27 protein-coding genes are annotated in these 22,929 nt (G+C 34.2%); 18 read left to right on the forward strand and 9 right to left on the reverse strand.

Annotated features, from left to right (window positions below; translation table 11 throughout):
* Positions 1-29: 29 nt before the first annotated feature.
* On the forward strand, positions 30-506 hold the full coding sequence (locus OXQ85_RS10530; RefSeq protein ID WP_267404276.1) for a histidine phosphatase family protein: 477 nt from the start codon (positions 30-32) through the stop codon (positions 504-506).
* Positions 507-565: 59 nt separating this feature from the next.
* Here the strand turns inward: OXQ85_RS10530 and OXQ85_RS10535 are convergent, their stop codons facing one another.
* Positions 566-2,110 (reverse strand): serine hydrolase, encoded by a 1,545-nt coding sequence (locus tag OXQ85_RS10535; RefSeq protein WP_267404278.1) that lies wholly within the window; start codon positions 2,108-2,110, stop codon positions 566-568.
* An 81-nt stretch (positions 2,111-2,191) separates the two neighbouring features.
* On the opposite strand from OXQ85_RS10535, the gene OXQ85_RS10540 reads away from it, so the two are divergent.
* The 5 genes from OXQ85_RS10540 to rsmD are packed head-to-tail and all read left to right on the forward strand — an operon-like array spanning position 2,192 to position 5,077.
* Positions 2,192-2,641, forward strand: a complete 450-nt coding sequence (locus OXQ85_RS10540; protein ID WP_267404280.1) for a GNAT family N-acetyltransferase — start codon at positions 2,192-2,194, stop codon at positions 2,639-2,641.
* A gap of 55 nt (positions 2,642-2,696) precedes the next feature.
* Positions 2,697-3,194 (forward strand): metallophosphoesterase family protein, encoded by a 498-nt coding sequence (locus OXQ85_RS10545; protein WP_267404282.1) that lies wholly within the window; start codon positions 2,697-2,699, stop codon positions 3,192-3,194.
* Positions 3,195-3,196: 2 nt separating this feature from the next.
* Positions 3,197-3,691, forward strand: coding sequence for a Smr/MutS family protein (locus tag OXQ85_RS10550; RefSeq protein ID WP_267404284.1), 495 nt, complete (start codon positions 3,197-3,199; stop codon positions 3,689-3,691).
* A gap of 18 nt (positions 3,692-3,709) precedes the next feature.
* Entirely contained in the window at positions 3,710-4,426 is a 717-nt protein-coding gene (locus tag OXQ85_RS10555) for a DUF3822 family protein (RefSeq protein WP_267404286.1), read from the forward strand.
* Positions 4,427-4,471: 45 nt separating this feature from the next.
* Entirely contained in the window at positions 4,472-5,077 is a 606-nt protein-coding gene (gene rsmD, locus OXQ85_RS10560) for a 16S rRNA (guanine(966)-N(2))-methyltransferase RsmD (RefSeq protein ID WP_267404389.1), read from the forward strand.
* On the opposite strand, the gene OXQ85_RS10565 is transcribed toward rsmD, so the two are convergent.
* The gene (locus tag OXQ85_RS10565) at positions 5,078-5,431 is read right to left on the reverse strand and encodes a winged helix-turn-helix transcriptional regulator (RefSeq protein WP_267404287.1); all 354 of its coding nucleotides are present in this window, start codon (positions 5,429-5,431) and stop codon (positions 5,078-5,080) included.
* Positions 5,432-5,515: 84 nt separating this feature from the next.
* On the opposite strand from OXQ85_RS10565, the gene OXQ85_RS10570 reads away from it, so the two are divergent.
* Positions 5,516-6,118 (forward strand): nitroreductase family protein, encoded by a 603-nt coding sequence (locus OXQ85_RS10570; protein WP_267404288.1) that lies wholly within the window; start codon positions 5,516-5,518, stop codon positions 6,116-6,118.
* Positions 6,119-6,157: 39 nt separating this feature from the next.
* Here OXQ85_RS10570 and murI read toward each other — a convergent pair whose 3' ends face one another.
* The 5 genes from murI to OXQ85_RS10595 all read right to left on the reverse strand — a co-directional run bounded on the left by murI (position 6,158) and on the right by OXQ85_RS10595 (position 11,496).
* Positions 6,158-6,988 (reverse strand): glutamate racemase, encoded by an 831-nt coding sequence (murI, locus tag OXQ85_RS10575; protein ID WP_267404289.1) that lies wholly within the window; start codon positions 6,986-6,988, stop codon positions 6,158-6,160.
* Between the two features lie 110 nt (positions 6,989-7,098).
* Entirely contained in the window at positions 7,099-8,223 is a 1,125-nt protein-coding gene (gene hemW / locus OXQ85_RS10580; protein ID WP_267404290.1) for a radical SAM family heme chaperone HemW, read from the reverse strand.
* 50 nt (positions 8,224-8,273) lie between these two features.
* Entirely contained in the window at positions 8,274-9,224 is a 951-nt protein-coding gene (locus OXQ85_RS10585) for a PorP/SprF family type IX secretion system membrane protein (RefSeq protein WP_267404291.1), read from the reverse strand.
* 51 nt (positions 9,225-9,275) lie between these two features.
* A complete protein-coding gene (locus OXQ85_RS10590; protein ID WP_267404293.1) occupies positions 9,276-10,349 on the reverse strand; it encodes an RluA family pseudouridine synthase in 1,074 nt (357 codons plus the stop codon).
* A gap of 73 nt (positions 10,350-10,422) precedes the next feature.
* Positions 10,423-11,496 carry a PASTA domain-containing protein gene (locus tag OXQ85_RS10595; RefSeq protein ID WP_267404295.1) on the reverse strand — a complete coding sequence of 358 codons (1,074 nt, stop codon included), beginning with the start codon at positions 11,494-11,496 and terminating at the stop codon, positions 10,423-10,425.
* A 156-nt stretch (positions 11,497-11,652) separates the two neighbouring features.
* On the opposite strand from OXQ85_RS10595, the gene OXQ85_RS10600 reads away from it, so the two are divergent.
* The 4 genes from OXQ85_RS10600 to OXQ85_RS10615 all read left to right on the forward strand — a co-directional run bounded on the left by OXQ85_RS10600 (position 11,653) and on the right by OXQ85_RS10615 (position 14,258).
* Positions 11,653-12,645: a D-alanine--D-alanine ligase gene (locus OXQ85_RS10600; protein WP_267404297.1), complete on the forward strand. Its 993-nt coding sequence runs from the start codon at positions 11,653-11,655 to the stop codon at positions 12,643-12,645.
* Between the two features lie 74 nt (positions 12,646-12,719).
* The gene (gene coaD / locus OXQ85_RS10605; RefSeq protein WP_267404299.1) at positions 12,720-13,178 is read left to right on the forward strand and encodes a pantetheine-phosphate adenylyltransferase; all 459 of its coding nucleotides are present in this window, start codon (positions 12,720-12,722) and stop codon (positions 13,176-13,178) included.
* A 42-nt stretch (positions 13,179-13,220) separates the two neighbouring features.
* Positions 13,221-13,583, forward strand: a complete 363-nt coding sequence (locus OXQ85_RS10610) for a four helix bundle protein (RefSeq protein ID WP_267404301.1) — start codon at positions 13,221-13,223, stop codon at positions 13,581-13,583.
* A gap of 39 nt (positions 13,584-13,622) precedes the next feature.
* Entirely contained in the window at positions 13,623-14,258 is a 636-nt protein-coding gene (locus OXQ85_RS10615) for a trimeric intracellular cation channel family protein (RefSeq protein WP_267404303.1), read from the forward strand.
* 157 nt (positions 14,259-14,415) lie between these two features.
* Here the strand turns inward: OXQ85_RS10615 and OXQ85_RS10620 are convergent, their stop codons facing one another.
* Positions 14,416-14,985: a DUF2892 domain-containing protein gene (locus OXQ85_RS10620; protein WP_267404305.1), complete on the reverse strand. Its 570-nt coding sequence runs from the start codon at positions 14,983-14,985 to the stop codon at positions 14,416-14,418.
* 104 nt (positions 14,986-15,089) lie between these two features.
* Positions 15,090-15,575, reverse strand: a complete 486-nt coding sequence (locus OXQ85_RS10625; protein WP_267404307.1) for a dihydrofolate reductase — start codon at positions 15,573-15,575, stop codon at positions 15,090-15,092.
* Between the two features lie 72 nt (positions 15,576-15,647).
* Between OXQ85_RS10625 and OXQ85_RS10630 the strand changes: the two genes are divergently transcribed.
* The 7 genes from OXQ85_RS10630 (at position 15,648) to OXQ85_RS10660 (ending at position 22,926) form a co-directional block, all read left to right on the forward strand.
* Positions 15,648-16,256 (forward strand): LemA family protein, encoded by a 609-nt coding sequence (locus OXQ85_RS10630; protein WP_267404309.1) that lies wholly within the window; start codon positions 15,648-15,650, stop codon positions 16,254-16,256.
* Positions 16,256-16,687 (forward strand): TPM domain-containing protein, encoded by a 432-nt coding sequence (locus OXQ85_RS10635; protein WP_267404311.1) that lies wholly within the window; start codon positions 16,256-16,258, stop codon positions 16,685-16,687. The genes OXQ85_RS10630 and OXQ85_RS10635 overlap by 1 nt, the downstream gene beginning before the upstream one ends.
* The gene (locus tag OXQ85_RS10640; RefSeq protein WP_267404313.1) at positions 16,668-17,474 is read left to right on the forward strand and encodes a TPM domain-containing protein; all 807 of its coding nucleotides are present in this window, start codon (positions 16,668-16,670) and stop codon (positions 17,472-17,474) included. The genes OXQ85_RS10635 and OXQ85_RS10640 overlap by 20 nt, the downstream gene beginning before the upstream one ends.
* Before the next feature lie 377 nt (positions 17,475-17,851).
* On the forward strand, positions 17,852-18,373 hold the full coding sequence (locus OXQ85_RS10645) for an NAD(P)H-dependent oxidoreductase (RefSeq protein ID WP_267404315.1): 522 nt from the start codon (positions 17,852-17,854) through the stop codon (positions 18,371-18,373).
* A 6-nt stretch (positions 18,374-18,379) separates the two neighbouring features.
* The gene (locus OXQ85_RS10650; protein WP_267404316.1) at positions 18,380-20,257 is read left to right on the forward strand and encodes a monovalent cation:proton antiporter-2 (CPA2) family protein; all 1,878 of its coding nucleotides are present in this window, start codon (positions 18,380-18,382) and stop codon (positions 20,255-20,257) included.
* A gap of 596 nt (positions 20,258-20,853) precedes the next feature.
* Positions 20,854-22,161, forward strand: coding sequence for a hypothetical protein (locus OXQ85_RS10655; RefSeq protein WP_267404318.1), 1,308 nt, complete (start codon positions 20,854-20,856; stop codon positions 22,159-22,161).
* Positions 22,162-22,179: 18 nt separating this feature from the next.
* A complete protein-coding gene (locus OXQ85_RS10660) occupies positions 22,180-22,926 on the forward strand; it encodes a carbonic anhydrase family protein (RefSeq protein ID WP_267404320.1) in 747 nt (248 codons plus the stop codon).
* The last annotated feature ends 3 nt before the right edge of the window (positions 22,927-22,929 follow it).

Raw genomic sequence — 22,929 nt, forward strand, 5'->3', positions numbered from 1 at the left:
TATAATTTTAATTTTCCAAAAACGAAAATATGAAGAAACTCATCCTCGTAAGACATGCAAAAAGCGACTGGCCGGAAGAAACGGAGGACTTCGACAGACCATTGGCAGACAAGGGATTAGAAGAAGCCATGCATATGTCCCGATTTATGAAAACAAATAATGTTTCCATAGATTCTTTTGTATCGAGCCCGGCGGTTCGAGCGCTGAATACGTGCAGAATTTTTAATCAGACCTATCATATCAATATTATTACGGATGAGAAACTTTACAATCCCTCGGAAAGCAATTTTGAATCGGTAATTTATGATTTAGACGACAGCCACGAATCGGTTGCATTTTTCTCACACAATAACGGAATTTCCAATTTCGCCAATTCTATTTCGGAAGATATTTTTCACTTCCCGACTTGCGGTGTTGCCGGTTTTGAGATCGACTGCAATTCTTGGTCTGAGTTTGATGGTGCTAAAAAGAAACTGCTGTTCTTTTATGATCCCGGAAAGATCTAGATTATCACTTTGACAGATTTAAATAAAAAAAGCTCCAACAAAAGTTGAAGCTTTGATTTTTATTTTCTTTTTAAATCCAGATCATCAAAATCAAAACTGAAATCGGTAACATCAGAAATTGCTTTTAATTTCGCAGATTGTGCTTTTCCGTTTTCATCGTAACTGAAAATGATATAAGAATCGGCATCATAGCTTCTGTCGTCCCATTTGATGATGAAAGAATTATTTGAAAAAGGTAATAATTCACCTTTTAACCTTGGAGAATTTTTGCATGAAAGCCTGTATATATTTCCTTGTTGAGCAATATCTACATCTCCAAACCAAACGTCATTGTAAGTTCCTACAAACTGTTCAGATTTTGGATGAAGATTTTTCTCTTTTTTAAAGGCTTCAGATTTAGCAAAAGCTTCTTTTTTCTGTTTATCATAAAGTTCATCCACTTTTTTCATTCTTTCGCCGTAAGTTTTCAGCCAGTTTCTGTCTGCCACTCCAAGATAAGAATCTTTCACGGTGTTCGTAATGGTGTTGAAAGCTGCACCTGACTGTTGATTAGTCAGTACTACAATACCTAATTTAAGATCAGGAATCAAGGTAAACTGAGTCACCGTACCAATCAATCCGCCTGTGTGCTGAATCTGCTTGTGACCTTTAACATCACTTAAAAACCAACCCATTCCGTAACCGTAAAAACTCGTATCATAAGGATTTTTAGCAGCTACTTTATCCGGAATCTGCAAACTCCAAAGTTGTTGAACATTTTTATCTGAAACCAATTTTTTACCGTCTTTGGTTGTAAAATTATTCATCAAACATTCTGCCCACGTCGTCATGTCTTTAATGTTACTCATAATTCCTCCTGCTGCATTTCCCGTTTCATTCCAATCGTGAGGAACGGCGATTGCTTTTCCGTCTACCGGCGCGTGTGCATCAATTTTATTGGTAATGGCTTTTGCTCTGTTATAACTTCCAAAACTGGAGGTCATGCCAACAGGTTTCATAATTCTCTGTTCAATAAATTCAGCCCAGCTTAATCCAGAAACTCTGTGAATCACTTCTCCGGCAACAATAAACATGATATTATTATAGTCTAAAGTCGTTCTGAAAGGATTTTCAGGCTTCAGATATCTTACGTTATGTACAATATCATTCACCGTCAGATTTCCACCTTCAGGAAAAAACATTAAATCGCCCTGTCCCAAACCTAAACCTGCTCTGTGCGTCACCAAATCTTTGATCGTCACATTTTGGGAAACATACGGATCATACATTTGAAATTCAGGAATATATTTTGAAACTTTATCATCCCAATCCAGTTTTCCTTCATCTGCCAAAATCGCCAAAGCCGTACACGTAAAACCTTTAGAATTGGAAGCAATCCCAACCAAAGTATTATCGTCCATCGGTTGTTTTGTAGTTAACGAACGAACGCCAAATCCTTTAGAATAAATAACTTTTCCGTCTTTGATAATTCCGACAGACATTCCCGGAACGTCAAAAGTTTTTAAGGTATTTTGAACCAGCTCGTCCAATTTTTTCTCTTCAACCTGTGCATTGGCAGCACTCACCGTTAAAAGAAAAAGGAAAAAAGAAAGTTTCTTCTTCATATTTTTTAAATTTTCTCAAAGTTAATCAATTCCGCATTTATTAATTAAATTTGAATTTTAACCCGAAAAATAAACATTCAAATGAAAATTATTTCGATAAGACACAACCCCGAATATAAAGATAAAGCGATACAATACTTTCAGGAAAGCTGGTCGGAAGTATATCCGAAAATGTACGAAGATTCGATTACTCATGCGATAGGAGCAGAACAATCTTTACCCCAGTGGTATCTCTTGGAAAAAGACAGTGAAATTATTGGCTGTGCCGGATTAATTACCAATGATTTTATCAGCAGAATAGATCTTTATCCTTGGATTTGTGCTTTATTTATTGATGAAAAACATCGCGGAAATAATTACAGCTCATTGCTTTTAAAGAAAGCAGAAGAAGATGCAAAAAATGCAGGATTTAAATATCTGAATCTATGTACCGATCATATTGGTTTGTATGAAAAATATGGTTACCAATATATTGGGCAGGGCTATCATCCTTGGGAAGAAGAATCGAGGATTTATCAAATTACTTTGTAGCTGAAATTTTATAAAAACTAATTAGTTTCATAAATTTGCAGAGAATTTTTCAATAATGACAAACATCCTTCTTCTTTCCGACTCTCATTCTTATATTGATAACAGAATTTTAGACTATGCCATGCAAGCTGATGAAGTTTGGCATTGTGGAGATTTTGGAAATATGGATGTCATTGAAGAGCTTGAAAAAATTAAACCATTAAAAGGTGTTTACGGAAATATCGACAGCCCGAAAATACGTTCGGAATTTCCGGAAGTGAATCGTTTTTTTTGTGAAAACCTTGAAGTTTTAATGATTCATATCGGAGGTTATCCCGGAAAATATACTCCGCTGGCTAAAGATGAAATTGCAGCAAAAGCTCCGCAGCTTTTTATTTCAGGACATTCTCACATTTTGAAAGCTATGTTTGATAAAAAAAACAATTTACTGCATTTAAATCCCGGTGCATGCGGAAAACAGGGATGGCATAAAGTGAGGACGATGATGAGATTTGTGGTAGACGACACCGAGATAAAAGATTTGGAAATAATTGAATTGGGACCAAAGAATTAATAATGAAGATTGGCGATAAAGTTTCTGTAGTTGATGAAGATCTGGAAGGCATTGTAACTTCCAGGAAGGGAAATATTGTGGTTTTTAAAGATGAATATGGCTTCACCCATCAATATCCCAAAGAGAAACTTGTTCCTAAAAACGTTGATTTTTACGAAAATATTAAAGTTGTAAAAAAAGCAGAACCTAAAAAACTAATTTCTAAAAAACATCATAAAAATCATTTGGTTTTAGATCTTCATTTTCATAATTTAGTTAAAAATCCGAGTGACTATGATAGTTTTGAAAGATTATTCATTCAGAAAGAAAAATTACTGGAAGTGATGGCTTTTTGTAGAAAAAATAATTTGAAAAGATTGGAAATCGTTCACGGAATTGGTGATGGAACGCTACAAAGAATGGTTTTGGATGTTTTGGAAAGCCAGACTAATCTCGATTTTTATAATAAGGAAATACTTCACCATCAATCGGGTGCGGTAATGGTAGAATTTCACTAAATTTGCAGGAATTGAAATATGAACGTACTTAATTTACTTTTTACCAAAGACGGATTAATCTACCAAATCGTAAAGAACAAAAACGTTTTGGAGGAAAAATCTTACTTTGTAGACGAAGAAACGCCGGAAAATTTTATTTCTAATCAATTAGAAGAAGTTTTAATTAAACAGAGATTCGATGAAATTTCTGTGATTTCTGCTTTAAATCATTTTACGCTAATGCCTGAAGGTTTTTCGGAGCATGAAGCTGGTTTTGATTTGATTTCTTTTAATGCACCTGTGGATAAAGAGAATGAAGAATTAATGCTTTCGGTAAATAAGAAGTTTAAAATTCAGTTTTATTATACCTTTCCTAAAGATTTTTACAAGAAAATAAAAGAACTGGCGATTCCGGTTCATTTCAATTTTTCTGGTGAAAAGTTTTTAAACTCTATCAATAATAAGAATAACAAAGAGATTCACATTAATCTTTATCATAATCAATGTGAATTTTTTGCCATCGACAATCAAAAAATTATCTTATACAATAATCTGGACATCAATTCCGAGGTTGATTTTCTTTATTTTGTAATGTTTACTTTAAGTAAAATAGGTTTCGGAATTAATGAAACCAGCTTTTTCGCTTACGGAGAAACCACTGAAAATGAAACCTTTATTTCAGAATTACAAAAATTTGTAAAGAATCTGAAAATTGTATTTGATAATCTTCCTAATAAAAATTTTATATTAAACTAGGTCGCAGGTAACAGATGATAGGTCTTAGTTCCTAGCCTGCAACCTATTACCTACAATCTAACAACTAAAAACATGTACAGAATAATCTCAGGCAAATGGAAAGCCAAGAAAATAGCCGCTCCGAAAAATTTTGATGTAAGACCCACTACGGATTTTGCGAAAGAAGCGCTGTTCAGCATTTTGGAAAACACTTACGATATGCAGTCGATTTCTGTGCTGGATCTTTTTGCAGGAATTGGCTCTATTTCGTTTGAATTTGCTTCAAGAGGCTGTGAGGATGTAACTTCTGTAGAAATGAATCCGAAACATACGGCATTTTTAAATACCACCGCTTCTGAATTAGGATTTAATTTACAAGTGAATGTGCAGCGTGGTGATGTATTTGATTGGTTAAAGAAATTCAGAAATAAAAAGTCTTTTGAGATCGTATTTTCTGATGCTCCTTTCGAAATGGAAGAGAAAAAATACCACGAACTGATCTCTTTAGTTTTGAACAACAAATACCTGAAAGAAAACGGAATTCTTGTGGTGGAACACCAAAGCAGAATGAAGTTTGATCATCCGAATCTGATAGATACCAGAAAATACGGAAATGTGAGTTTCAGTTTTTTTGAACCAAACAAAGAAGAAACTCCAGAAATAAAAGAATAATCAAGGGACATCCTTGATTATTTTTTTTGATATTTTATCAGCTCCTCTTCCCCATTCGGTAATCAGCTCTAATACAGGAATTAAGGTGTTTCCAAACTCTGTCAGCGTATATTCCACCATCAAAGGTGGCTTTTCCGTATATACTTTTCTATTGATTACATTATCCTCTTCCAATTGTTTTAATTGAAGACTTAACGTTCGTTCTGTAATCGTAGGAATCAGTTTTCTCAGCTCATTGTATCTTTTAGCGCCATCCATCAAGTGAACTAAAATTACCGCTTTCCATTTTCCACCTATAAATTTCATGGTCACACTTGTGCAGCATGGGTAAGATTTATTGTCTATCGTATACATTTTTATACTATCATTTTTTACCGTTATTGCAAATGTATTAAACTTAAATTAGTTTTGCAACTATAAAAAATATAGTTTAAAATTATGAGCTTTTTAGAAAAAATGAAATCGAGATATACCGTTAAAAAGTATAATCCACAGGGAATCATCAGTGAAGAAAAAATTCAGCAGTTGAAAGAAATTTTGCAATTAAGTCCATCTTCTATCAACAGCCAGCCATGGAATTTTGTTTTTGTAAACAATCATTCTGAAGTAAGGGAACAATTAGCAGAAGCGTCTTACTGGAATAAAGAAAAAGTATTGGATAGCAGCCATTTGGTAGTATTTCGAGTATTAAAAAATCCTGAAGATTTTGAAAAACAGATCGAAGGAAATTTGCCGGAAGGTTCTATTAATTATTATAAAAATTTTGTAAAATCAAAAGGAAATGATGCCGTTAAATCATGGTTGAAACATCAGGTTTATCTATCGTTAGGCGTTTTCCTGTCTGCTTGTGCAGAAATGGGAATCGATTCTACCCCAATGGAAGGTATTGAAAATGCTCAATATGACCTTATTCTCAATAATAAAAATTACGAAACATTATTTGCAGTAAGCATCGGCGAAAGATCTGAACAAGATAGTAATCAACCTAAAATTACTCCAAAATCACGATTGAAAAGTGAAACTGTAATTCTGGAAGCATAATACAAAGAAAAAGCTGTTTCATGATGAAACAGCTTTTATTTATAAAACTTTTAATTCTAAATCGATAGTCTTACCAAAGAATTTTTTAGAGATCTTCTCAAAATTTTTGGTTAAATCTGAGAGATAAAAATGATAATTCGGTTTATGATTCGCTTCGTTCAGCAAACAATATTTATCCAGAATAATTTTTAAATGATTTGCTACAATATTGGGAGAATCTATGACGCGAACACGATTTCCGTAGTATTGTTTGATCTCATCAATCAATAAAGGATAATGAGTGCAACCTAAAATCAAGGTCTCAATATTCTTCAATTTACTATTACTCAAATAATTATAGATAATTGCATGCGTAATCGGATGATTTTTAAATCCTTCTTCAATCGCCGGAACCAAAAGAGGAGTCGCTAGTTCATCCACTTTAATCCACTTATTATGCTTGCGGATACTTTTCTTATATAAACCTGAATTTACCGTGGCTTTCGTCGCGATAACTCCAACATTATTATGAATTTCATAAGAAACTTTTTCAGCAACAGGATTAATTACATCGATGACAGGAACTTTACCGCCAACAGATTGCATCACTTCGTTCAAAGCGTTTGCCGTAGCCGTATTACACGCAATCACAATGGCTTTACAGTTTTGTTCCAACAAAAAATTTGTAATCTTTGTAGAGTATTCTATGATCGCTTCTTTAGATTTTTCACCGTAAGGAAGGTGTTTTGTATCTCCAAAATAAATTAAATCTTCATTCGGAAGAAGCCTTTTTATTTCTTTAGCCACTGTTAAACCTCCTACCCCACTATCAAAAATACCGATAGGTTGATTGGCCGACAGATGCGAATAGTCTTTCTTTTTAGTTTTCAAAATGATGTTGAAATTTTACACAAAAATAGTGAAATTGTTGGATGCTGGATGCTGGATGCTGGAAGTTTTTCACAAACTGCTCTTCAATCTTTAGGTTTCAGACTTCCAACCTAAACCATAAACAAATCCGAAGCAATTCCGTCTGCCATAAACCAATGTTTTTCAGGAATCTTGAGATGATCTTTTTCAATGATTAAAATTTTTTCTTCAAGTTTAGCTTTAATTTCACGTCTAAAATGATCCAGAATTTTTTCAGAAAATTTATTATTTAAATTTTGTAAATCAACACCCCAAATTGTTCTTAAACCAATCATAATCATCTCATTAAACTGATCTTCCTGAGAAAGAAATTCTTCTTCTTTGGCTAAGAGATTTGAATTTAATTTTTTAATATATTGCTGATTATTGGCTACATTCCAGCTTCTTACATCAAAACCATTGTAAGAATGTGCAGAAGGGCCAATTCCTAAATATTCATTGTATTTCCAATAAGCAGAATTGTGTCTCGAATAAAAATCGGGTTTAGCAAAATTGGAAACTTCATAATGTTCAAAACCATTATCTTTCAGAAAATCTGACAAATAATAGAATTCTTTATTCTGCTCTTCTTCTTTCGGACTGATAATTTTTCCTTTGGAGATCCAGTTTTCCAGCGCAGTTTTAGGTTCAACCGTTAAGGCATACGAAGAAATATGTGGAACTTCGAGCGCAATTGTTTTATTTAAGTTTTCTTTCCAGATTTCCAGATTGGAAGTTGGCGAACCGTAAATAAGATCAATACTCAAGTTTTCAAAACCAAAATCCTGCGCTCTTTTGATGGAACCTTCTGCTTCTGAAGCAGTGTGCGCGCGATTCATCAACTTTAAATCTTCTTCAAAAAAACTTTGAGTTCCGATAGATAGGCGATTTATTGGTGAATTTGATAATCCTTTTAAAAAATTTTTATCCAAATCATCCGGATTGGCTTCGAGCGTAATTTCAATATCATGATTAAAACTGAAATATTTCAACACTTCATCAACCAAAGAATTGATTTCATCCGAAGAAAGTATGGAAGGAGTTCCGCCACCAAAATAAAGCGACTGCAAATTTTTGTTCTGTAATTCATCTTTTCGAAGAAAAATTTCCTTCTTCATGGCAGCCAACATTTCATCTTTAAAATTTAAAGATGTTGAAAAGTGAAAATTACAATAGCTGCACTTTTGTTTACAGAACGGAATGTGAATATAAATCATAAAAAAAGCCCTGAAAAAATCAGAGCTCAAATTTATTTAAATTAAATTGATTAATATCTATATCCTCTACGATTAATGAAGTTATCGAAGTTATATCCAAGACCAATCATGAAAGAGTTACCTCCATATTCCTGAATATCAGACATTCCGATGTTATACGTAGCTCCAACCATAAATTTGTTGAATCTTACTTTCACAACCGGAGCAATCTGTAACTGCTGGCTATCAAATCTGTTCTGAACAGATCTGTAGCTAAATCCTGCTGAGAAAGAGTTGATATCATTAAAGAACGTTGCCATTAAGTTTAAATCCATTGTTCTTGTAGAGTTCGTATTCAAGTTGATTAATGCTGAAGGAGTAAAATACATATTATCTCCTACATGCCAATCATATCCTAAGTTTAAGAAAAACTTAATTGGAGAAGGCTCACGACCGTTTACGATAGATTCGTCATTTGTTAAAGCGATATCGTTAACCGAAACGTTTGCAAAGATATTGTGGTAAGTTGCTGCTAAACCGAAGTTGGCATAGGCCATAAATATATTCTGCTCATTACCTTGCAACAAAGGATCGTAAGCATCATTTGTATTAAGTTTTGTATAATCAATATTCATGTTATAAAGACTCACACTTGTACCGAAAGAGAACTGATCTTTTCTGTCTCCTTCACTACTAAGAGGAATAAAATATGAAGCACCAGCTGTAATACCACCAGCAGAAATAGGCCCTCCCGCATCTCTGAATATCGAAATACCAGCACCTACTCTATCGAAAATATTGGCATTAAGCCCGATAGATTGTACGTTTGGAGACTCACTAAATTCTATAAATTGTTTTTGATAATTGAGGTTGAGCTGAACATTATCTGTTTTACCGTATTGTGCAGGGTTGAACAGGAACTCACCATCCAGAAGATATTGCTGATAATATGGTAATGTTTCTTGTGCTTTGTATGCATTTGACAAAAGAGCCAAACACACTATAGCATATAGTTTTCTCATAACAAATCTTGATTTCAATTCAACAAATATAAAAAAATTCTCAATATATTTTTAGTTTTCTAAATAATTTCTCCATTTTTTTACAGCATCCGCCATATCTTTCGGCATTGGGCTCTCAAAATACAATTCCTTTTTGGTAGTTGGATGAATAAATCCTAAAGTGTGTGCATGCAAGGCATGTCTCGGCAGAATTTCAAATACATTTTTTATAAACTGCTTATACTTAGGAAGATTCACTCCACGGAGAGGTGTATGACCTTCATATCTTTCATCATTAAATAGCGTATGACCGATGTGTTTAAAGTGAGCACGAATTTGATGTGTTCTTCCTGTTTCCAGTTTACACTCCACCCAAGTCATATATTTAAATCTTTCTAAAACTTTGTAATGCGTTACAGCATGTTTTCCCTGGCTTCCGTCTTCATAGGTATGCATCTGCATTCTATTTTTCGGATGGCGCCCGATATGCCCTCTAATGGTACCTTCCTCATCCTGCACATTTCCCCAAACAAAAGCCCAATATAATCTTCTGGTTTTTCTGTCGAAAAATTGTTTAGCTAAAAAGCTTAGAGCATATTCATTCTTGGCAATCACCAATAATCCGGAAGTATCTTTATCAATTCTGTGAACCAATCCTACTCTATCCAGATCAGATTTTGCACCGTTTTGTTCGAAATGATAAGCCAATGCATTTACCAACGTACCATCCCAATTTCCAAATCCAGGATGAACTACCATTCCCGGTTCTTTATCTACAACGATTAAATCATCATCTTCGTATACTATATTAATAGGAATATTCTGAGGAATGATAACATTTTCTCTCGGAGGATGTGCCAACAGTACCGAAATCTGATCTCCCGGCTTTACGCGGTAATTCTGTTTTACCGGAGTTCCGTTTACAACAACATTTCCAGCTCTGCAGGTTTGTGAAATTTTATTTCGTGAAGAATTTTGTCTGAATATCAATAAAAATTTATCAATTCTTAAAGGCTCCTGACTTTTATCAACCGTGATATTAAGATGCTCATACAGTCCCTTATTTTCCTCATCAATATCAAGATTATCGATATTGTGGGATTCTAATAATTCTTCATCTAAAAAATCTTCGTTATCTTCTGACATTATATTATTCTTTTATACAAAAGGCTTCAACATAATTAAAGTTGAAGCCCATATTCTTTATAATAAGTGTGTATTATTCTACAACTACTTTCTTAGCTTTTGGCTTTTCTGCAGGTTGAGTCGTTGCAGGTTTGCTATTACTTCCTGAATTTGATGTAGCAGATTTAGCTTTATTCTCCGAAGAAGAAGTTGCTGGCTTGGAAGCCGAACTTACAGGTTTTGGAGTTGTTTCAGTTTTTACGGGTTCCGGCTTAGGCACTTCTCTCTTTGGTGCAGGCGGGGCTTCGTAAACAGGCTCAGGATGCATAGGAATTTCTTCATATTGCACCGGAGGTAATGCTGTATCTACTTTCATACGATACATAGAATTAAGCTGATTAATTTTTGCCTGTAATTCTGCAGGAGTTTTCTTACTCGCCCAAAGATCCATCTGCATTCCCTGGTCTCTCACATCTCCCGACGCAGGATCTTGGTAATAAATAATATCAGATTCATCTTTTCCGCCATCTTCATGATCTACCAATCCTACTTCAAATAAGCTTCTTGCAATTACCGCTCTTGCTTCTTTTACTGTAAGACCAACAACATTAGGAATAGAGATATTTCTCATAGGTCCAGAACCTACCACAACATCAATAGTGGAGAATCTAGGAATCAAAGTTCCCGGTTTCACTGCATTTCCTTTGAATAACATTCTGATGATCGCATCTTTCTGAATACTTGGTTCAAAAATCGTATCCCCTACTTTCAGACCAACCTGGCCAATTCTTTGGAAGGCCAATCCTGAATATTTATTAATAACATCCGGAACCGCAACAGGTGCCCATGTTCTAGGATTAACTCTTAACTGAATAGCTCTTCCATCTTTTACACGAGAGCCAGCAGAAGGAGACATTTTCAAAACTTGAAAAGGTCTATATTTAGGATCATAAGTAGCACTATCTACTTCATATTCTAATCCTACATCTTCTAATATTTTAACTGCATCATATACAGATTTATTTACAACATTCGGCACCGGAGTTTCCTGACCATGTTTTGTATGGACCTCCAACCAACGAAATGTAAGCCAAACCAACCCCACGAAAACCCCGATGGCTACAACTAAGTTCAGTAAAACTTTCCAATTGAAAAGTGATTTAAGCATACTTAAAAATACTTTAATTATAACGGCAAATATAGCTAATAATTTTAGAATGTGCTTTTTATTTAACACATTTCATTTCCTATTTTAAAATTTCGGAATTTCCAGTATTGCATTATATAAAATGATTAAATTTGCCTTAATTGATACTATATGGTTATGAGCAAAAAAAGTGTTGCCGTAGTAATGGGAGGCTATTCAGACGAATATGTGGTGTCCCTGAAAAGCGGTCAATTAATCTATGATTCTTTAGACAGAGATCTGTATAATGTATATAAAGTAGTCATCCTGAAAGATGAGTGGTATTTTTTAGGTGAAAACGATCAAAAATACGCCATTAATAAAGGAGATTTTTCGGTAACATTAGATAATGGTGAAACGTTAAAATTCGATGTTTGCTTTAATATTATCCACGGAACTCCGGGAGAAAACGGAATTCTTCAAGCCTATTGGGTTGCCATCGGACAAAAATATACAGGATGCGATTTCTACCAAAGTGCTTTAACCTTCAATAAAAAAGATACATTAGCGGTATTGTCAAAGTATGGAATTCCTTCTGCGAAAAGCGTGTATTTGAGAAAAGGTGAAGAGATAAATACAGATGAAATTATCGAAAATCTTGGCTTGCCGGTTTTTGTAAAACCAAATCAATCGGGTTCATCTTTGGGAATTTCAAAAGTAAAAGAAAAGTCTGAATTACTTGCTGCGACTGAAGTTGCCTTCAAAGAAGATGATGAAATTTTAATTGAAAGTTTCTTAGACGGAATGGAAGTTTCCGTAGGTGTAATCGATTATAAAGGTGAAACTATTGTCTTGGGAATCACAGAGATTGTTCCTCAAAATGAATTTTTCGATTATGAAGCGAAATACGAAGGAGCTTCCGAAGAAATTACCCCTGCAAGAATTGATGATGAAACAAGAATTCGTGTAGAAGAAATCTCCAAAAGAGCCTATAATTCTCTTGGAATGAGCGGATTTTCAAGAAGTGAATTTATCTTGATGAATGGAATTCCTTATATGTTGGAAATGAATACCAACCCTGGTTTTTCTCCGGCAAGTATTCTTCCGCAACAGGCAAAAATTTACGGAATTTCTATTACCGACCTTTGTGGAAACGAGGTTGAAAAAGCGTTAAAAAAAAATAATTTTTAAAAGTTAGAGATTAGAAGTTAGATTTTACACAAAATTCATAACTCAAAAACTCTTAATTTATAACTTTATAAGATATGAAAATTGCTGTTTTCCCGGGTTCATTCGATCCCATTACTTTAGGTCATTATGATATTATCGAAAGAGCAGCGCCTCTTTTTGATAAATTAATCATCGCCATCGGACAAAATTCTCAAAAAAAATATATGTTCCCTTTGGAAAAAAGAATGGAGTTTATTCAAAATTCTGTTGCCGAATTTCCAAATGTGGAAGTTGATTATTTTGAAGGCTTAACGGTAGATTACTGTTTTGAAAAAAATGCACAGTACATCATCCGCGGTCTTAGAAATCCGGCTGATTTTGAATTTGAAAAAGCCATCGCTCACACCAACAGAACGTTAGCTCATAAAAAACTGGAAACTGTATTTTTATTAACCTCATCCGGAAAATCTTTCATCAGCAGCAGCATTGTGAGAGAAATTTTAAACCACGGAGGTGAATACGAATTGCTTGTTCCAGATTCGGTAAGAGTCTAATAATTAGCAATAAGTAATGGGTAATGAGTAATTTTTACAGCGATGGATTTTAATCAAATATTTCGAGATAGAACTAAAAAATTTTCAGTCTCTATTATAAAATCTTTGTCACCATTACCCTATTCTGATGATCTTTCAATCATTAGAAAACAAATTATAAGGTCTGCAACTTCAGTTGCTGCCAATTACCGAGCTGTTTCAAGAGCAAGATCTGAAAAAGAAAGATTTGCAAAACTTTGTATTGTGGTTGAGGAAATTGATGAAACCCAACTTTGGCTTGAAATAATTGAAGAATTAGAATATTTAAATAAAGAAAAAATTCTACATTTAAAACTGGAATGTGAAGAATTAGTAAAAGTAATGACAAAATATAAATTTAAGTTATCTCAAAATTCAACGTCATAATTTTCATTACTCATTGCCAATTACTTATTATTTATCATTATGCACGAACAGTTCAATTTTGCCATAGAAGTTCTCGGAACTATTTCCTTTTCGATGTCAGGAAGTTTTGCAGCGATGCAAAAACGTCTTGATCCGTTTGGGGTGCTTATTATTGCCTTTGTAACTTCTGTGGGCGGCGGAACGGTGAGAGATCTTTTATTGGATATTCCGGTTTTCTGGATGCATGATCTGTTAACTTGTGCGGTTATTATTCTAACCAGTATCTTCACCATGATTTTTAAATCTTTTGAGAAAAATTTTCAGGTGACTTTATTTATTTTTGACAGTTTCGGGCTGGGATTATTTACCATTATCGGTATTCAGAAAGGATTGAATGCAGATATTCATCCTTTAATATGTATCGGTTTGGGAACGATAACGGGATGTTTCGGAGGTATTATCAGGGATATTTTATTGAATAGAATACCGCTGATTTTCAGAAAAGAAATTTACGCAACAGCTTGTATTGTGGGCGGATCTTCCTTTTTATTATTAACAAAATTCTCACACCTTTCCTACACTGTGATACAGATTTTCACCATTTTACTAATCGTTGCCATCCGAACATTTGCTGTGAAATATCATTGGCAAATTCCAAAATTCTATGGTTACGAACATAATAATTCTGAAATGTAATTTTAAACTTAACCATTAAGATTTACTAAAGAAATTAAGAATATTTAAGTTGCTTTACAAATTAAACTTAGCTCCTTAAATAAATCTTAATGTTTCAAAAATAAAAAATGCACCTGATTTTTCAAGTGCATTTATATTTTTAATTCAAAACTCTCAATTAAAAGAATTTCCCTCTGTTTCTCATATTCGGGTTGTGCATATGTTTCTGCATCGTTGGCATTTTCAACTGATCTTTCATCATTTTGATTTGATCAGTCATCATTCCCGCGCTGTCCAATCTTTTCGCTTCTTCCAATAATTTCTGGCCTTCCTGCTTTCTTCCTTTTGAAATTGCGGCTGCCGCAAGATTTAATGTTGCCATCGCTCTGTCATGCTTCATGTTCAAACCATATTCCAATGCTTTTTTCATTAATGGCTCCACTTTCGTAGGATGATCCTGTGCCTGAGTTAACCCCAACAAATAATGAAAATATCCATATTGAGATTTATGAAGTTGAGCTTGGTAATTGGTAATTTTTGTTAACCATTCCGCTGCTTTTTCCATATTTTGTTTTCTCAACTGCCAGAAAGCCAAAAGAATATATTCATTTTTAAAGAAAAGTAAAATTGGCGATGATGCTAAAAGGAAAATAACAATTCCCCATCCTAAGCTCCTTGTAAAGATCATCATATAAAGTCCTAAAAGTATAAGAACCGCTGCAATTACAATTTTTATGTATTTATTCATTATTAAATTTTAGAAGTGCAAAGATAAGAAATTTAAGATTCTTAGTTTATGGTTCAAGGTCTAAAGTTTAATGTTCTTCAACTTTGAACTAAAAACTTTAAACATTAAATTTTTTCATAAGTTTGAAAATAAAAATCATATTGGTTTTTTTCATCTTTTTCGTGGAAAACTTCATTCGTTTTCTTCCAGATTTTCGCGTCGATTTTCGGGAAATAAGTATCTGCTTCCAAATCAGCTTTTACTAAAGTGACTTCTAATTTATCCACAATCTCCATCGTTTGTTGATAAATATTTCCGCCACCAATCACAAAAACTTCTTCATCAATCTTTTTAGCAAATTTTAGAGCTTCTTTTAAACTCCCAACGATAAGAATTCCTTCTTCAAACCAGTCTTTTTTTCTGGAAACAACAATATTGGTTCTGTTAGGAAGTGGTTTCCCGATGCTTTCATACGTTTTTCTACCCATAATAATCGGATGTCCCGAAGTAAGGTCTTTAAAATGTTTTAAATCTTTCGGAAGATGCCAAAGCAACTGATTATTAAAACCAATTTCATTTTTCTCTCCCATTGCCACCACGATTGTTGTCATTCAAATAATTTTCTGCAAAATTAGCACATAATTTGTATATTTGATTAGCACAAGAAATTAAAAATTTAAACTATGAAAAACAAGGGCTGTTTGAGCGCCGGAACCATCGGCATTGCTCTTCTTATTATTGTTGCCTTACTATTCTTCTGGGGAAAAAGTGGCTATAACAATTTTGTCACCAAAGAACAGAATGTCAATACAAAATGGTCTAACGTAGAAACCGTATATCAAAAAAGAGCCAACCTTATTCCGAATCTGGAAAGAACAGTAAAAGCCTATTCAAAATTTGAACAGGAAACTTTAACGAAAGTTGTCGAAGCGCGTTCTAAAGCAAGTTCTGTAAATGTAGACCCTACCAATATGACGGAGCAGGATATTGCAAGATTCCAAGCAGCGCAAGGAGAATTATCCGGAGCTTTAAACAGATTGATGGTGGTTGTTGAAAAATATCCTGATCTAAAAGCAGATCAACAGTATATCAATTTCCAAAGAGAATATATTGCGATTGAAAATAGCATCAGAACAGAAACGGTATATTATAACGGAGCTGTTCAGGATTATAATACTTCGATCAAAACTTTCCCAAATAATATTTTGGCGAATTTTACCAACTTTAAAGAAAAACCTTTATTCAAAGCCGAAGCAGGAGCCAATAAAGCCCCTGAAGTATTCTCAGAATAATGAACAACAGATTTTTGACAAATCAGCAGATAGCTTCCCTTGTGGAAGCTATTCAATCCGCAGAGGAACATTCTTCAGGCGAAATAAGAGTGCATATTGATTCTCATACGGAAGATGACAATGCCAAGACAGCGTTTGAAGTTTTCAAAGAGCTCTGCATGAATAAAACAGCTGAAAGAAATGCCGTTCTTTTTCATGTTAATTTTGATCAAAAATACCTTACCATTATTGGAGATATTGGAATTCATGAAAAAGTAAATCAATCGTACTGGGATCACCTGCACGACTATATTACGGCTGAATTTGCCAAAGGAAATTATTATAAAGCTTTAAAAAGCGGAATTCTGGAAACTGGTCTGGAACTGAAAAAACATTTTCCTGTAAACGGAGAAAATCCCAATCAATTATCTAATGAAATTACGTTCTCTTAAAATAGTATTTTCATTTTTACTCGTATGCTTTTACACTTTTGTATCAGCACAATACAAGATTCCAAACAAACCGAAAATCCTTTATCCTGTTTATGATGAATCCGGAATTCTTTCAAAACAGGAAACAGATGCTTTAAACAATAAACTGATCAAATTTGCAGATTCTACTTCAACAGAAATTGAAGTGATTATTATTCCTTCAACCAAAGGAGAAGATGTTAATTTTTTAGCCACCATGTTTGGTGAAAAATGGGGCATCGGAAAAAAAGGAGTCGACAACGGAATTGTTTTTCTGATCGCGACACAGGATTACACCATGTCTATTCAGCCAGGAAGAGCCGTTGAGCCATATTTAACCGCTTCGGTTGCCGGACAGATTTTAGATTACATCGTTACTCCACACTTTAAACAAGGCAGATGGTACGAAGGAATCAATCGCGGAACTTCAACAATGATGGAAGCCGTTCAGGGGAAATTCAAACCTATCGAAAACCCTGATTCTGGTGGCAACGGAAATATTTTAAAAACAATTCTTATAGCATTCATTATTTTTATCATCATCATTATTATTTTTAGAAACAGAGGCGGCGGAAATGGCGGTGGTAATGACGACGATGATGTTATCATCAGTAGACGAGGTCGCAGAAATTATCCCGGAGGATTTTTTCCTTTTCCAGGCAGCTTCGGAGGCGGTGGTTTTGGTGGTGGCAGCTCAGGCGGCGGAGGATTTGGAGGCTTCGGCGGTGGCGGAAGTTTCGGTGGTGGCGGTGCTTCTGGAGGCTGGTAGATATTTTTCTAAAACCAATATACTTTTTATAAGTCATCAATAAATTTCTTTAAAAATTTGAACCATTAAGGTTAGAATTAAGGAGTTAAGATTATTTAAGAGATTTCAATGTAGGTCGAAATGAAAACAATGTAATCACTTTACTGAGTGAAATGCCTTTGCGAACACAAAGTATTCTCAATTAATTAAAAAAATCTTTTCGGGCTTTGCGTTAAAAAACTTGCATTACCAAATATTAAAGAAAAGAAAATATAAAATTCTATTCTTTAATTTATTTTAACATAAATCTTCTCTTTTAATATTAAAAAATTAATAATACCACATAAAAACCAACTTTAATTCAAAAATTTTTCATTATATTTACTGAAAACAGGTTTATGAAGAAGACGTTGGTAGTTTTTGCACACCCTTATTTAGAGCACTCCAATTCCAATGTTGAGCTCATTAATTTCTACGTCCGTCATCAGCATTTTACCCTTCGGGATCTTTATGAAGAATATCCTGACTTTCATATTGCCGCCTTTCGGGAGCGAAAAAGAATCGTTGAATATGAGCGTTTCATTTTTCAGTTTCCGCTGATCTGGTTTGGAATGCCTCCCCTTTTACGACTTTGGATAGACGAAGTTTTTGACAGAGACTGGCTCAAAGAAGGGCAATACAACCCTTTGGAAGGCAAAGAAATTCATATTCTGATCACAACCGGCGGCAGAGAACGATCCTTTACCAAAGACGGAACTTATAAATACACCGTGGAAGAGCTCATTAGTGGATTAATTGTTTCGCTCAATGTTTTTAAAGCCAATATTAAAACCATAAAGATCGTTTACGAAGCCAATAAATTATCAAAAAAAGATATTATTCTTCATAAAAAAGAATTTGCAGAACTTCTCAATCAATAAAAAATTATGGAATCTACTTTAGCAATGAACACTCTGATTTTTCTGGGCGTAGCCATTATTATGGTTCCGCTGGCTAGGAAATTCGGGCTAAGTTCCGTAATCGGATATATTGCCGGAGGAATTATCATTGGGCCTTACGTTCTGCGATTAACGGGAAAAGACGTGAACGATATTATGCACGCCAGCGAATTTGGAGTCATCATGCTTTTATTCTTAGTCGGATTAGAGCTGGAGCCCCGTAAATTCTGGGAAATGCGGAAGAAAATAATCGGGTTGGGGTTAACGCAGATGTTATTAACCATTTCATTACTTTTTGCCGTTTTTATGTGGGCGGGTTGGCGAATCGACAAAGCGGTTGCCGTTGCCATGTGCTTTGCCCTATCTTCCACCGCCATTGTTTTGCAGACTCTACAAGAGAAAAATAATTTAAAGACACTTGCCGGCGAAGCCTCTTTTTCAACACTTTTATTTCAGGATATTGCAGTGATCCCTATCCTTGCTATTCTTCCGATTATTGCGAATTATAAAGCGAGACACAACGATAATAATATTCAGGTTTTAATACAAACCCTTCCCGAATGGTTACAGGCAACCACCGTAATTTTCGGAGTTGTAATTTTAATATTACTGGGTAGATATGTTTTTGTTCCTTTTTTACGATATGTATCAAAATCAGGAATGACAGAACTTTTAACCGCATCTTCTCTATTTCTGGTGATTGGTGTTTCAGAATTAATGGTTTCCATCGGACTTTCTCCTGCGTTAGGAGCTTTCCTTGCAGGCGTGATGCTGGCGAACAGCGAATTTCGTCATGAACTCGAGGCACAGATTGATCCGTTTAAAGGATTATTATTAGCCGTATTCTTCGTAAGCGTAGGCTCAACGATGAATTTTAATGTCATTGCGAAAGATCCTTTATTTATTTTCAGTACGGTATTCGCGGTATTGACAATCAAATTTATTGTTCTATTTGCGATCGGAAAATTTTTCAGGATAGACACCCCTCAAAGTTTATTTTATGCGTTTGCGCTTTCTCAGGTGGGAGAATTTGCTTTTGTATTGATAAATTATGCTTCCAGCCTATATCTTTTAAGTTCAGAATTAAATGCTCAAATGATGGCCGTTATCGCGATTACCATGTGCATTACCCCATTTTTATTAATTATTAATGACAAACTGATTACTCCAAAATTCATTAAAGAAGTTACTGAAAAGGATAATGATTTCAATATTTTAGATAATGATGTTTCGCAAAAGAAAATTATTATTGTGGGGTTCGGGCATTTTGGAAGTACGGTCGGACGTTTGCTCAAGGCAAATAAAATCTCGGCTACCGTTTTGGACAGAGATTCTGACCGTGTAAAACTGTTAAGAAGTTATGGTTTTAAAGTATATTATGGCGATGCTACCAGAATTCCTATTCTGCGTGCCGCTGGAATTGAAGATGCCGAAATATTAGTTCTTTGCCTGGATGATCCTGCTGATAACAAATTTATTGCAGATTTAGTTCGTGAGCATTATCCAAAAGTGAAAATTTTTGTAAGAGCTAAAAACAGAATTGATGCGTATGATTACCTCAATAATGGAATCAACAATATTTATCGTGAAACTCTGGGAACTGCCGTAGACATGGCGGTTGACGTTCTTCATGAAACCGGAATGCGAAAATATGCAGCCAGACGTTTAGGACAAAGATTTATGACGATTGATAAAGCATCTATCCGAAGATTGGCAAAAGCGAAACATGACGAAGACGAAATCAGGTTATTTACAACAAAAGAAATTCTTCAACGTGAAGAAGAATTATTAGCTTATGATAATTTAAGTTTCGACACCGGAATTGTAGATGATTTTCCAACAGAAGAAGAAAATAACGAAAATTAATTCATAATTATTTAAAATTTAATAAAAATCAATAATCGAATACGTTTTTTAATATAATAAATCTATTGCTTTTTTAACAGAATCTCATTTTTCGCGATTATTTTTGCATTACACAAATGTTCTCAAATTCTTTTAAATATTGCAATAGTCTGCTGCTGGTTTTATTTCTGGCATTTATGACTTCAAACATCATCCATTATGAAAAAAATAATGGTAATGTAAAAACATTTCAAAAAAAAGATTCTGAAAACAATACTTATAATTTTGAAAAATATGAACTGAATTCTCAGTTTTCAGATTCTGAAAAGGGTGATGAGGGTTTTGAATATTTTACTTCTCCTATCCTATTTTCGTTAAAAATAAAAACGAATTATTTTTCTCAAAATAGTTCTAATTCCATTTTTTATCGTACAGAATTTAGTAATTCTCTTTGCTTGTACGATCTATTTTGTGAGTGGCGATCTGACTGCTAAAAACTTCTCATTTTACCATTTTTAATGATTTTATCTAATCATTCTCGAAATCTTTTTCTGAAAAGTGAAGATCAAGATCCATTTACACAAATTTTAAAAACAATTTTAACAATAAACACAAAAATGAAAAATTTAAAAACAATTTTTTATTCCTGCCTGGCATTCTTTGGGGCACAAAACATCAATGCACAAACTTCCAGCTTTCTGAAAGACAGAAAAATCCCATTGAACGAAGATGGAAGTAACTTTTTAAAATTCACATTTTTAACACAAGCCTGGATACGTTCGGCACAATACAATCCGGGATCTACTTTCGATGGAACATTAAAAAACAGCGGCACAGACATCGGAATACGAAGAACTAATATTCAGGTCTTTGGTCAAATCACAGACCGTGTTTTTATGTATACTCAATTTGGATTGAATAATTTAAACACGTTGTCAGACCGAAAGCAAGGTTTTTTCGTTCATGATGCCTATGGTGAATACGCGATCGACAAAACAAAATTATCATTAGGGATGGGATTATCCGGATGGAGCGGATTGTCTCGTTTTGCTTCTCCCGCAGTTGGTTCACAATTAGGAATTGACGCACCATTGTATCAGCAAATGACGAATGATGTGACAGATCAGTTCTTGAGAAAATTATCCGTTTTTGCAAAAGGTAAATTAGGAAAGTTCGATTATCGTGTGCAAATGGCTCAGCCAATGTCTATCAAAAAAATGGCAGGTTATAATCCTGCAATTACTTCTAATGCGAGTTTTTCTGCCTTACCTCCAAAAATGCAGTATAATGGGTATGTTCAATATCAGTTTAAAGATCAGGAATCTAACCAAACCCCTTATTTATCAGGATCTTATTTAGGTAAAAAGTCTGTTTTCAATGTGGGAGCCGGACTTATTTATCAAAAAAATGCAATGTGGAGAACCAATGAAGCGAAAGATACCATACAAAGCAATATGTTTCATTTAGCAGCAGACGTTTTCTATGACGCCCCGCTTGGAAAGGACGGTAGAGCGATTAGCTTATATGGAAACATCACTCATTCTGATTTCGGAAAAAATTACATCAGAAATGCCGGAACGATGAATCCTATTAACGGAGAAAATAATCCTGATATTTTAAATGGTGGCGGAGTCGCTTTTCCCATGTACGGAACAGGAACAACATATTACGTACAAGCCGGATATAAATTAAAGGATAACCTCATCGGAAAAACTACCTTAATGCCTTATGCATCGCTTCAACATTCAGATTTTGAAAGGCTGAATCAGTCGGTTAATTTTTGGGATATGGGAGTAACGTGGCTACTTTCAGGACAAAACTCAAAAGTAACAGTTTCTTATCAAAATCACCCTGTTTACAATAATGCAGGCGATAAAATCACAACAAAAAATGCAGTTTTATTACAATATCAAGTATCTTTATAATTAAAATAAACATCTATAATGAAAAAAATAATCTTATCAATCAGCTTACTTTCTTTAGGTTTTGTAAATGCTCAGCAACATTGGGGCTATGAGGGAAATGAATCTCCTGAGCACTGGGGAGAAATGACAGGAAATGAAAAATGCGGACAAAGCAAAAGCCAGTCTCCTATTAATATTGTAACTTCAAAAGTGGTTCCCGGAAAAGGAATTAAAAACATCGGATTCAACTATGATAAAAGTGATATTAAAGATATTAATGACAACGGACATACGCTACAATTCGATTTTAAAGATGGAAATTTTGTGACTTACGACAATAAGAAATATTTCCTGATGCAGTTTCATGCCCATGAAGAATCAGAACATAAAATTGATGGTATCAGATATCCTTTAGAATTACACTTTGTTCATAAAGCTTTGGACGGTTCGGTTCTTGTGCTTGGTGTGATGGTAAAAGAAGGCAAAGAGAATTCTTACTTTGAAAAGCTGAAAGTATTTAAAACTTTAGCAAAAGAGAAAAAAGAAGATACAGACATTATTTTCAACCCTGAAAAAATGTATCCTAAAAATAAGAGTTATTTCACTTATGCTGGTTCGCTTACCACTCCTCCTTGTTCGGATAACGTGACATGGATTGTATTTAAAAATCCTATTGAAATGACCGAAGATGAAATTGAAGATATCGCAAAACACCTTCCTAAAAGCAATAACAGATCAATTCAGCCGCTAAATGGTCGAAAAGTTTCTAGTTTTAGTTTGAAATAAATA

The sequence above is a fragment of the Chryseobacterium sp. GM_Chr_2 genome, from assembly GCF_026540445.1.
Taxonomy (GTDB): Bacteria; Bacteroidota; Bacteroidia; order Flavobacteriales; family Weeksellaceae; genus Chryseobacterium.